This is a genomic window from Fibrobacter sp. UWOV1 (assembly GCF_900142495.1).
In the GTDB taxonomy this organism is placed as follows: Bacteria; Fibrobacterota; Fibrobacteria; order Fibrobacterales; family Fibrobacteraceae; genus Fibrobacter.
The window spans coordinates 804,631-817,544 of the sequence record NZ_FRBA01000001.1 but is presented as its reverse complement, the minus strand read 5'-3'; the positions used below and the strand labels follow the sequence as shown (position 1 = coordinate 817,544).

Here is a 12,914-nt window from a genome sequence, read left to right as displayed (position 1 = left end):
TGACGCAGGGTCTTATTTTTTATGCGACCAAAGAAATATGAGAACTCCAAAAGGAAAAGTAAGTCTTTGGTCGCCCTTCGTCTCAACAATAAGCTAATGCTTATTGCTTCGACTCGGCAAAATGTAAGATGATGTACGACATTGTTTTTGTGTGAGAATTAGGTCTAAGAAAAAGTGCAAAAAGTCGTGACTGGATTAACAGGTTTTTGAACATTTGTCTGTATATAAAACAATTTGTTTTATTTGATTTTATATTTGAGATAGTGAGACAATTAAGGAGGATATCACTATGAGTTCTAAAAAAATGAACATCAGAAAATCTCTTGCATTTGCAACTGTATCGACCTCCCTGGCGATGGTTGCGTGCGATTTCAGTGCCGATACGACAGTCAAGGCTTCGGACGACCCGGTACCCGGTCCGGTGTCAGAATTGCCGGAAGGCGCCTTCTTGCAGGTAAATGTGCTGGAAGACTTGCCGAATTGTACGGTAAGTCGCGAAGGCAAATCGGCCTACGTGAATATCAGCAATTCCGTTTATGTCTGCTCCAATGAACGTTGGACCAAGGCAAGCGTGACTGTCGATCCGATCGTTCCGCCGGAAGAAATTTCTTCGAGCAGCGGTGACATTGTTCCGGAAACATCGAGTAGCGGGCTTGAACCTCCTCCGCCACCTCCGCCGTTTGGTACGTGCTTTACCACCTGGTATGGTGGGTATGGCGAGTATTGGATCGATACGGGCTTTGATAACGATTACGGAAATGCGGGCTATTGGTTCTCCTACGCCGATGACAGCGACGGAGGCATGTCGACAATTGTTTGGCCGGTTCCGAAGGGTAATGAATATTCCGACGATGCGATGGATCCGATTATCGATTACTGCGGCGGCGTTTGCGGAACTTATATTCTGGAAGCGGGAACTCTGGAGTATGACCCGTTCGTAGCAGTTGGTTTCAATTTGGGCGGCTACGATGAAAGTGGTGCGCTCACGGTTGTCGATGCCTCTAGCATGGGTGGTATTCGCGTGACTTATACCTCCGAAGCTCCTGTTATTCTGGAACTCGGCTTGGGCGAAAAGAATGACGCCTACTTGGGTTACGACCTTCCGGTTGTATACCTTCCGAAGGCAATTGCACCGGCTACGATTGCGGTAACCTGGGCTGATTTCAAGCAGCTCGGTTGGGGCACGAACTTTATTACTGGCGAAGATGCTGCAAGAACGCTTGCTACCATCAAGTTCAAGATTCAGGGTAAGAGCGGTTCCAAGGGCTCCTTCAATATTATGGCTGTCGGTGCCTACGATGAATCCTGCTCCGGTTATTTCCCGCCGATTCCGCACTCGTCTTCGAGCTATGTGCCGCCGCAGCCGATGTCTTCGAGCAGCTACATTCCGTATTATGGAGGCTTTGAAACCTGGTACGGTAATGAAGGCGTTTACAAGATCGAGACCGGTCTTGATGCCGGCGGAGATATCTCGGGTTACTGGTATGAATTCAACGATGCTGTTGATGGCGGCGAATCGAAGATTATTTGGCCGGTTCCGAAGGGAAACGAATATTCCGATGAGGCCATGGATGGAATTATCGACTACTGCGGCGGCGTTTGCGGTACCTACCAGCTTGAACAGGGCAAAATGGACTACAACCCGTTTGTCGGTATAGCCTTCGATATTGCTGGCCCGGCAGATTACTGGGATGGCCCCGCTGTCGCGGCTGACGCCTCTGCAATGGGTGGCTTGTGCATCGCCTACACCTCTGACTTTGCTGCAAGCCTTGAATTAGGTCTCTCCGATGACAAGGAAGCAGAAGTCGGTTACGATATTCCGTTTGCATCGCTCCCGAAGGCAACTTCCGTCGTGGTGAAGGATATTCCGTGGAGCAGCTTCAAACAGGCAGGCTGGGGCACGGGGAAGATTACCGGTGAAGAGGCTGCTGCGATGCTGAAGAGCGTTCGCTTCAAGATCCAGGGCAAGGACGGTATGACCGGTAGCTTCAACGTGATGTCTGTGGGTGCGCTTGGTGGCGGTTGTTCTGCAGAACGCTATTTTACCGTTATTCCGACCGTAGATGTTGTTAAGCTTAATGAAAAAAAGATTGACCGTTAATTTTTAGGGATTATCCTTACAGAAGCGGCTCCCGGTTGCGTAAAGAATTTGCATCCGGGAGCTTTTTTGTTTATATTCATGGATGTCAAGTGTAAACAGGAGAAATTCAAATGCGCGGGGATATGCTTTTGATGAAGGCTTTGCCTTTTGCCGTTCTTTCAGCATCGCTTGCCATGGTGGCTTGCGATTCCGGTTCCAATTCCAATGAATCTCGAAATGACAATCCGGTATTGCCGGAAAATCCGGTTGGCGACGGTTCTAATATCGCAGCTGTTGAAACGGCTGAGGACTTGATGAACTGCACCGAAAGCCGTGAAGGCAATATGGCTAAGGTGCTAAGCGAAAATGCCATCTACGAGTGTGTGGATGAACGTTGGAGCAAGGTAACTGTTATTGAGACGTTGCCGAGAGACACCTCGTCAAATGATATTTCATCGAGTAGCGATTCGTCAAGTGAAACTTCTCCGAGCGGAAATTCTTCGGCTGGCGAAACCCAGATGTCAAGTTCCTCGATGAATTCGGACGTTTCGTCTGTAAGATCGCCGCATTGCTTTGAACCTTGGCATGGCAATGAGATGGTTTACCAAATTCTAACCGGCTATGACAATGGTTCTGGAACGTCGGGTTATTGGTATTCCTTTGGCGATGACGCTGATGGAGGCATGTCGACGATTGTTTGGCCTGTTCCGGCTCCGGCAACCGAATCGCCCGATGTATTAGATGCGCTTATTGACTTTTGTGGTGGTGTTTGCGGAACCTTCGAACTTGCCAAGGGTTCTTTAACATACGACCCTTATGCTGGGGTGGGATTTAATATTGCAGGAGTAGATGAGAATGGCTATCCTACAACGGTAGATGCTTCGGCCATGGGCGGAATCATTGTGACTTACTCCTCGAGTATGGGGGCGACCTTGGAACTTGGCTTGGGCGAAGAAATGGATCGCAGTATAGGCTACGACAACCCGTTTGTTGTACTTCCCAAAAACACAAATGGTACTGTGAAAGAGTTTAAATGGTCCGAATTTAAACAGGCGGGCTGGGGAGACGTTGAGATTACCGGTGAAGAGGCTGCAAAAAAACTCGCGTCTATTCGCTTTAGAGTACAAGGCAAAGATGGCTCTAAAGGTGAATTCAATATTAAGGCGATCAAAGCGTATAATCCTAGTGATTGTGCTGCATTTGTGCCTCCCGTCTTTTCGTCAAGTTCCAAGAACGTGAATTCTAGCAGCAGTAAACCTGTCTCTAGTTCCAGCATTGTTCGTTCTAGCAGTAGTGGCGAAAACGCTGTTGGCATCAAGCCGATAGACTCTTTTGAAACCTGGAGCGGAGCCGACGGCATGGAACGAATCAGCACGGGCTTTTTTGCGGAAAAGGAAGATGGAGGCTACTGGTATGAATACAACGATTCCGAAGATGGCGGCAAGTCATCCATTATATGGCCAGAGCCTTTGGGCAATGAATACGATGCGAAGTCCTTTCTGCCTGTAATTGATATTTACGGGGGCGTTTATGGAACCTATCAGTTGAATGCGGGAGACCTGCCGTATAATCCGTATGTGGGTGTAGGATTTGACTTGGCCGGTCACGACGCAAACGGGAACCTTGTTCTTGCTGATGCCTCTAGTATGGAGGGAATATGCGTTGGGTATTATTCGGATGCTCCTATTACAGTTGAAATGGGCTTTGGCGAAACAAAAGACCGGGAACTTGAATATGATGTCCCGCTTGCAAGGCTTCCGAAGAGTACTGCCGGAACTTACAAAGAATTCAAGTGGTCTGATTTTAAACAGGCCGGCTGGGGAAGAGGCGAGAAAGTTTCGGGTGAACAGGCTGCCAAGACGCTCGGCTCGCTCAAGTTCAAAATTCAGGAAAAGGACGGCTCTACGGGAAATTTCAATATCATGGCGGTTGGCTCCTATCGTAATGGCAACTGTAGCGTGTTGTCAATGGTGCCGGTGCTTCCCTAGCGGTAGGGGAACTTCCTACAAACAACTTCCATCTTACTTATTTAAACAAAATTATACAAAAGCCGTTGACTAGCTCAACGGCTTTTTCTAATTTTGGCTACGAAAATCTTACAAGTACAGGAGTTCTTTACATTATGTGGAACGAAAAGTATATCGCTAAGCTGGATAGCTACCTGGCTCAGGCCCAGGCGGCAGGTGGGGCTGCCCGTGTCGATAAGCAGCACCAGTCCGGAAAGTGCACCGCCCGCGAACGCATGGAAATGCTGTTCGACGAAGGTACGTTTGTAGAAGTCGGTGCGCTCCGCAAGTCGAGCAACCGCGTGCTCAAGGAAAGCAAGGTCGTCCTGGGTGACGGCGTCGTGACCGGTTACGGCAAGGTGAATGGCCGTCTGGTGTTCGCCTCTTCTCAGGACTTTACGGTGGGTGGCGGCTCCTTGGGCCAGTGCCATGCCGAAAAGATTTGCCGCGTGATGGACATGGCCGTGGAAGCTGGTGCTCCGTTTGTCGCCATGAACGATAGCGGTGGAGCCCGTATCGACGAAGGCGTGTTCTCGCTCGCCGGTTATAGCGCCATTATGGCCCGCAACGTTTGGGCTTCTGGCGTGATTCCGCAGATTGCCGTGATCATGGGCCCCTGCGCTGGTGGCGCCTGCTATTCTCCGGCTCTCAGCGACTTCATTTTCATGACGCAGAACACGAGCCAGATGTTCCTGACGGGCCCGGCTGTGGTGAAGCAGGTGATGGGCGAAAACATCACTGCCGCTGACCTCGGTGGCGCTCCGGTGCATACTTCCAAGTCCGGTGTGGCTCACTTCATGTACGAAGACGACAAGAAGTGCCTCGAAGGTGTCCGCAAGCTCCTTAGCTACTTGCCGCAGAGCAACCGCAAGGAATCTGCCGAATGCAACTGCAAGATTGCCGAAGCCGCAAAGAACGACGAAGGCTTCTTCAAGAAGCTGTTCTCCAAGTCCGAATCGAACGAAGTGGCCGCTTCCTTCGACAACAGCGCCTCTATCCAGGACATCGTTCCGGATAACTACAAGCAGGCCTACGACGTGAAGTCCGTGATTGCCGCCTTTGCCGATGCAGACAGCTTCTTTGAAGTGCAGAGCGACTGGGGTAAGAACGTGGTAATCGGCTTTGCCCGCTTGAACGGTGAAGCCATCGGTATCGTGGCTAACCAGCCGAAGGTGCTCGCCGGTTCCTTGGACGTAGACGGTTCCGACAAGGCTGGCCGCTTTGTGCGCTTCTGCGACGCGTTCAACATTCCGCTTTTGGCTCTCGCTGACGTTCCGGGCTACATGCCGGGTTCCAAGCAGGAATACTCGGGCATTATCCGCCACGGTGCAAAGCTCCTTTACGCCTTTGCCGAAGCGACCGTGCCGAAGGTGACGCTCATTCTGCGTAAGGCTTTCGGTGGCGCCTACATCGCCATGAATAGCAAGGACGTGGGTGCCGACTACGTGTTCGCGCTCCCGATTGCCCAGGTGGCCGTGATGGGTGCCGAAGGTGCCGTGGAAATCATCAACAAGAAGGAAATCGCTGCGGCTCCGGATCCGGCTGCTGCTCGCGCCCAGTGCATCGCCAAGTACGAAGAAGAACTGATGAACCCCTACGTTGCCGCCTCCATGGGCGTGGTCGACGAAGTGATTCACCCGGCCGATGTTCGTAAGCGCCTGATTGCCGCCTTTGATGCCTTGAAGACCAAGGAACAAAAGCGTCACTGGAAGAAGCACGCCAACATCCCGCTGTAGTTTCAAACCTGCAGTTGTAGATAAATTAACTTTTGTGAAAACGGCTCGCTCTGCGGGCCGTTTTTTGCTTATGTAGCGCAAGGAAAACCGTCCAAATCGTTGAAAAATTGCTAATTTCGCACAAATTGCAGGAAAAACCCATATTATAGGTGGTTTTGCGGTGCGCAAATTCAGTATTTTATGGGGCACCTGTATAGAAGATAATTGTGTTTTTTGAAGGTTTAAAACGCTTGTGGCCGGTGGCGACTGTCGCCCTTGCCGTAGGAATCGCCTGGTCCCAGAGCGACTCTGTTTCGGTTGTGTCTGCAAGCGATGCTGAATCTGTTCCTGATCCGGCCGAGACCGAATGGCAGCCGACTTACCAGTACATTTCGCTTCCGCCTTCTGTAACGCCTTTGAACGGCTTGTTGCCGTTTGGAGGCATAGGGTCTTCGCCTACGCTCATGAGTACGAGCAAGGGGCAGGTCTTTAGTCACGATATCGATGTGTCGACCCGTGAAATGGACGTGAGCGAGAAGCGCGTGAACTCCGTTTCGCGCGATACGACGACTTTGTGGACGGCGCATTATCCCGAACTGGCGGACTACGTGTCGGACATGTACAGCATTGGCCAAAAGAGCCTGTGGCTGAACGATTTGGTCGGTAAGGCTAACGACGGATATGAGACTCCCGAGACCGGTTCGGTGTTCGATATTACGATTCCGGTGACGATGCCTGCTTGGATGCGCGACTTTGGCCTCGATAAGCCGAAGCTGATGCTCCAGGGTACCATGGACATTCGCTTGAAGGGCTACGGTGAAAAGGACGATGCCGAAGGTAGCACGAATACGAGCCTGTGGCCGAGCCCGACTTTGAACTACACGCCGAACTTCATGGTGAAGGGTAAAATCGGTCCTTATATCACGGTTGAAATCAACAACGTGGAAGAAGGCCTCGGTGCCCGCAACCAGGTGCGCGTGGTTTACGAAGAATCTTACAAGGACGAATTCGAAGATTACATTCTGCAGCGCGTAGAAGCCGGTACCACGAACCTTGCTTTGACCGGTACGGAACTCACGGGTTACTCCGAGAACCACCAGGGCCTGTTCGGTATCAAGGCCGACTGGAAGCTTGGTGACTGGCGCCTTACGACTATTGCCTCGCAAGACGGTGGCGATCAGGAAGAATATAGCCTGAAAGCGAGCGAATCGACGACGGAATTCCAGATTCTTGATAAAGGCTTTGTCGCTTACCGTTATTACTTCTTGAACCAAGAGGCTAGGAATACCTACATCAAGGAATATTCGGTTTCAGGTAGAAAGACTTCGACCTATAAGGCGACCAGCCTGAAACTTTACAAGCGCAGTGCGACGAATTCCAAGGAAGTCATTGATAACGTCTATGTCAGGTATGTGACGCCGAACGGAAAGACGATTGTCAAGAAGGTGGAACGCTTGGCCGAAATCAAGAACACCAACAACGACGTGTTCTCTTACGACGAAAAAACGGGCGTGCTCAAGATTAACGGCGTGAACCGCAATACCTTGCTTGCTGCAAGCTGGGCTGAAGACCGCGATGGTAAGACTGCCGTGAAAGAAGGCGATACGATTGCGCTTGTGCAGTGGGACGCCACCCTTTCGGAACTCGTGGACATCGACAAGTTGATGTTGCGTAACGTGTATTCCATCGGTATTTCGGATGCAAGCTCTTCGAGCTTTGTGCTGCGCATGAAAAACAAGGCGGGCATTTCTGGAGACTTCCTCAAGAAACTCGGCCTGGTGGATACCACGACGGGAACCCCCTTGGTGAACGATGCTACAATCTTTAAGAAAGACGCTGCCGGTAATTACACGGGCGAAATGTGGCTGCCTTGTAAATCGAGAGATGACGCTGTTTATGCCGGAAAATCCAACAAGGACGAACTGGCCCGTCAGAACTGCTTGGAACCGTTGCGTAACCTGGACTCTTCGGCGGCCATGGCTCAGCTCTATACGTTGCCGGTCTACAACCTTTCTCGCTATACGAACCGATTCTATTTTGAATCCGTGGGTAAGCGCCGCAGCTCCACCTTGAGCGTGCGCGACCCGAGCTCCAGCTATTCCGTGAGCGGTAATTCCTGTATGGATATTTCGCCGGGAACTGAAAAGGTAACGGCGGGCTCTACGACCCTTATTCGCGGTACCGACTACGAAGTCAACTACGAACTCGGCCAGATTGAACTTTTGAGCGAACGCGCCCTTGACCCGAACAAGGAAATCAAGGTCAGCTACGAATGCGAACCCCTGTTCGAAATCGACAACAAGCTGTTACTTGGTGCCCGCGCGGAACTCCCGCTGGACTTGTACGGCATGGGCGCAGGTTCCGTATTCGGCATTACTGCTTTGTACAAGAGCCAGAGTACGACAGCCCAGACTCCGACGCTTGGAAACGAACCGTATTCCAGTGTGCTGTGGGGCATGAACCTCCGCCTGCAGGATACCGTGCCTGCTCTCACGGAACTGGTGAACTTGATTCCGGGCATTAACACGACTGCCCAGTCCAGCTGGCGCTATGAAGCGGAATTTGCTGCTAGCCGCCACAATGCGAACACGAGCGATGACCAGGCCGCGTTGGTCGAAGATTTCGAAGCGACTGCATCGGGACTTACGTATCCGTTGTCTAGACTTTCTTGGTACCATGCGTCGCCTCCTGGTGGTGTTGAATCGAATGCTTCTACCTATATCAAGAGCCAGGACTACCGTCACCAAGGTGAATTCATTTGGCACAGCAACAATACGGAGCTGTACAAGAATATTTATCCGGCGGTGGGTAACTCCGATGTCGATAACCAGCACTTGACCGTGCTCAAGATGACCCTCAGGGCTAACGATAATCTGTCGGGTAATTCCTGGGGTGGTATCATGCGCCCGAACAGCAGCTATTACCAAGACTTGAGCGACATGAGGTATATCGAAGTCGTGGCGCGCGGTAATGTGGGTTCCATTTACCTTGACCTTGGTTTGATCAGTGAAGACCTTTCGATTAACGGTGATGCGCCGAACGGATACTACGATGGTGAAAACGACCTGGGTACAACAACGGCTTTGCATGACAAGGGTCTTGATAACAGGACCGGTTCCGAAGAAGAGCGCATTGAATGGATTTGCCAAGGCGAAGAATGTAAGATCAAGCAGCGTCACAATACGACGAATACGGATGCTTCTACAACCGATATCGCCCGCGATAACTATGACGACGATTTGGACGATGAAAGCGATCCGCCGGTAAATATTAACGGTACCGAAAAGAACTCGGGTGAACGTACCTACGATACCGAAGATATTAACAAGAACGGTTCTTTGGATAAAGACATTAGCTTTGTCCGTTACCGCATCGACTTGTCCGACACGACGGCTCAACTTGAAAAGCTGAAAAACGGCTGGCGCAAGTGGCGCATTTACCTGGACCAGTACGATACCATTGTTTCGCAGACGGGTAGCGATTACCGGACGATTCTTTCGGAAGCCCAGTACAGCAGACTTTGGCTGGGTAAACTGAATAACGGTGTGGCCGAAGCCAAGGTGCAGATTGTGCAACTTGCCGTGGTCGGTAACGCTTGGGAAGAACGTACGGTCGCTGACTTCTATAAGACCACTTCGTCGGAACATTCGCAGATTGCCGAAGTGAACGGTCTCGAAATGAAGGTGAGCGAAAATGTCGCCTCGAGGGACAATACCTACATCAGCGTTTCGACCATCAACAACCGCGAAGATTCGAACAAATATCACAAGTCGCCCAATACGCGTACTGAACGCGATTCTGATTCTAACGCTCCGCTCAAGGAAACGGCCCTCGTGCTGGATTACCACGATATGAGCCCGGGTCAGGAAGTGGGCGTGACCCGTATTTTTGAAACGGACGTGAAGGATCTTTCTAGCTACCGTTCTCTCAAGATGGAAATCCATTATGCCGATAGCTCGGGATCTGAAAATGTACCGGTTCGCTTTGCAATCCAGTTCGGTGAAGGTTCGCTTGAAGGTTCGAACGATTACTACGAATGGAGTTTCCGCCCGGTCAACTATAACTGCAACAAGGGCAAGGAACGCGAACAGGATTGCCATGAACGCAACTGGCTTGACAACGCCTTTGCCATGGACTTGGTCGACTTTACAAACTTGAAACGTGGCCGCCGTCCGCCTTACATGAATGCGGTCGAAAAAGATCTGGGTGGCGAACGCGAAGAAAAGTTGCGCTTGGTGGGTAATCCCTCGATTACCAGCATTGACTGGATGCGCTTTGTGATTATTGCCGATTCCAATGCTTCGGCAGAAGATATTAAGGGTACGTTCTGGATTGATGACTTGCGCCTTTCGGATATGGATACCGAATGGGGCTATGCCGCCCGTACGAGCGGTCAGGTCAACTTTGCCGACTTTATTTCGCTTTCAGGCGCAATCCGTTACCAGGACGGTAACTTTGCAACGCTTTCGACGTCGAATGGTTCGCCCAAGCCCAAGGCTTCTGTCGCAGCCTCCCAGCTCGATGTAGCGGGCGACTTCACCATGAACTTGAACAAGTTCTTGAATGACAGCTCCGGCTTCCATATTCCGCTTTCTTTGGGTTACCATAGTTCTACCAAGCGCCCCTACATGAAGCCGACTGACGACATGATTCTTGAACGCAGCAGCTTTGTGGACTTGACGGGCGACATGTTCCAGAACAAGCTGGAAGTCGGTTCGAACAAGGAAGAACAGAAATTGCGTGACGAAGCGGAGTCGAAGGGCTATCAGTCTTACGTTCGCGAAAAGTCGTTCGGCATTAGCTACCGCAAGGATTATCACGCTCACGACACCAAACTCGGTGAAGTGATGTCGCAGATCTTCTTGGATCGTCCGGCAATCAGCTATTCTTACAACGAATCCGAAGGCAAGGCGACGACCTCGGCAGACTCGAGCTATTCTTACCACACGGTGCTTGAATATAAGTTGGGTACGTTCAGCATGTTCAAGTTCAGACCACTTGAAGGCTTGTCCAAGTACGAATGGCTTAAGCCTTTGTCCAAGTCGGAATTTGAACCGTGGCCGCAGACTTTCGACCTTACTGTGTTTGACTTGAGCTACATCCGCTATGTGAACCAGAGCCGCGATCCGGATTTTGTGGAACCGCAAGTCGACAAGATTGTGACTTACACGACGGAACTGAATCACAAGTTGAATATGCGTTGGAACATTTTCTCGTTCCTTACCACAAGCTATTCCTTGAACATCAAGCGTGATATGTACGGTGGCGGTGACCGCGAAGCATTCGTGAAGAAGAACTTCTTTACCTCGCGTGATGGTGGCCTGTTTGCTAACGAATACATCTTTGACTACGACCATACCGATAAGCGCGTGTATATTTCGGGCGATAGTGTGGTCGCTATTCCTTACGATACGATCCCGAAGGTTGCCGAAAACGGTGACACGCTCGCTATTGACATGCAGAATCCGGATTCCTACGAAATCCGCTACGATTCGACCACGTTCTACAAGGTGGATAGCGTTGGAAGCAAGACGTATGGTAAGTCTTACGGTATTCTGCGTAACGAACGTTCTCGTTCTCAGCAGTTCAAGATTGGCTTTAACCCGAGACTGATTCCGTTCTTGCCGTTTAGCACGAACTTCAGTTCTGACTTTAACCAGCAAAAGACGATTCCCGACGACTTTGACTTTATGGACGAAACGTCGATCGAGAAAAACTACTGGACGATTTCGCAGACGAACCGCTTTGAATTTGCTCCGTCTTTGAAGGTGCTTGAATTAGCGCGTGCTTTCGGTAAAGAAAACCCGGTGGCAACCGCCTTCGACAAGATCAAGTGGCGTGAAGTGCGTTTCAACTGGACGGCAAGCACCAACACGGTGGGTGAAAACTTTACCTTGGCCCAGTTGTACGAAGACCAGGGTGTGACTCCACTGCAGTATTACCTGTATGGACTCGGTCTCGGAAACGGTTATCGCAACCGCGGATTCTATAACATTGTCACGGGTGATATGGGTCTTGACCACCGCGACGATTTCCAGCGTTTCGCCCAGTACAGAAACCGCCATGTCGATACGTTGGTGTATCAGGGTAACTTTAGACATTCCGTGTCCCGCCAGTTCCAGATTGGTACCGGCGTGACGCTCCCGATTTGGGATATCGGCGTGACGGGCGATTTGCAATGGAAGGAAGACTTCTCGCAGGCCCGCGAATACCCGATGTATATTGACACTACGACGGTGTGGCCGAAGATCGGTATCGGTATTACGGTTCCGAACTTTGCTCAGCGAGTTTCGTTCTTGAACAGCTTCCGCAGCGTGTCTACGTTCCACCGCTTCGATTACTCTTATACGACTACGGTACACCCGTTCCAGAGTGCCGAAGATTCCTGGTCGCATAGCATTAACTTCAACCCGCTTATTCGTATTACGTTCTTGCTGCAGAACAACATGCGAATTGAAAATAGCGTGCGCATGAAGATCGAAGATACGGATAGACGTCCGAAGGAAGAAGTCATTGGCATTACCAGCTGGCCGGATTCTTCGGCGCATGGCCGCGATACCAGTGATTACTTCTGGGATATTCCGTGGATTCACACATCGCTGTATAACGACTTCATGTTCAACATTGGCGATGACTTCACGATTACTTACCCGCTCAAGCTCGATAAGGCCGTGAAGTTCTTCAAGTGGTTCTTCAAGTTCAAGAATTCCATTGATCTGAAGTTCACTGCCGGTTACGACTACAAGAAGACTATCCGTAAGGAATACGATCCGGTGGATGGTTACGACAAATGGAACAAGGAAAGTGGCACGGACGGAGTGTTCAAACAGTGGCACTTTGAAAACCCCTTGTATGAAGATCAGCCCGATAGGGTTTATAGCCCGAAACTGGAACTGACTGACAGAACCGTGCCGTCGCGTACACATGAATGGTTTATTCGCCCGAGTGCTGGCTACCAGTTCAACAAGATAGCCTCGATGAGCAGCTACATTGAATACCGCCAGATTCATGAAAAGCTGGATGACGAAACGCCGCACTTGCGCCAGATTCTGCAATTCGAAATAGCACTTATGCTGAGGTTTGACTAAGTCGGAATTCGGATTTCAGAATTCG

General features: G+C 50.7%; 4 protein-coding genes. All 4 read left to right on the top strand.

The window, feature by feature from the left end; translation table 11 throughout:
* The first annotated feature begins 289 nt into the window (after nucleotides 1-289).
* The 4 genes from BUC02_RS03390 to sprA all read left to right on the top strand — a co-directional run bounded on the left by BUC02_RS03390 (nucleotide 290) and on the right by sprA (nucleotide 12,889).
* Complete coding sequence (locus BUC02_RS03390) at nucleotides 290-2,101, top strand: hypothetical protein (RefSeq protein WP_139260999.1); 1,812 nt, start codon at nucleotides 290-292, stop codon at nucleotides 2,099-2,101.
* Between the two features lie 122 nt (nucleotides 2,102-2,223).
* Entirely contained in the window at nucleotides 2,224-4,068 is a 1,845-nt protein-coding gene (locus BUC02_RS03385) for a hypothetical protein (protein WP_217653061.1), read from the top strand.
* Nucleotides 4,069-4,202: 134 nt separating this feature from the next.
* Nucleotides 4,203-5,822 carry an acyl-CoA carboxylase subunit beta gene (locus tag BUC02_RS03380; RefSeq protein WP_073056754.1) on the top strand — a complete coding sequence of 540 codons (1,620 nt, stop codon included), beginning with the start codon at nucleotides 4,203-4,205 and terminating at the stop codon, nucleotides 5,820-5,822.
* 206 nt (nucleotides 5,823-6,028) lie between these two features.
* Nucleotides 6,029-12,889 carry a T9SS outer membrane translocon Sov/SprA gene (gene sprA, locus BUC02_RS03375; protein WP_254794070.1) on the top strand — a complete coding sequence of 2,287 codons (6,861 nt, stop codon included), beginning with the start codon at nucleotides 6,029-6,031 and terminating at the stop codon, nucleotides 12,887-12,889.
* The last annotated feature ends 25 nt before the right edge of the window (nucleotides 12,890-12,914 follow it).

Coding starts and splice junctions, on each gene's coding strand:
- BUC02_RS03390 (WP_139260999.1), top strand. CDS start 290: ATGAGTTCTAAAAAAATGAACATCAGAAAATCTCTTGCATTTGCAACT.
- BUC02_RS03385 (WP_217653061.1), top strand. CDS start 2,224: ATGCTTTTGATGAAGGCTTTGCCTTTTGCCGTTCTTTCAGCATCGCTT.
- BUC02_RS03380 (WP_073056754.1), top strand. CDS start 4,203: ATGTGGAACGAAAAGTATATCGCTAAGCTGGATAGCTACCTGGCTCAG.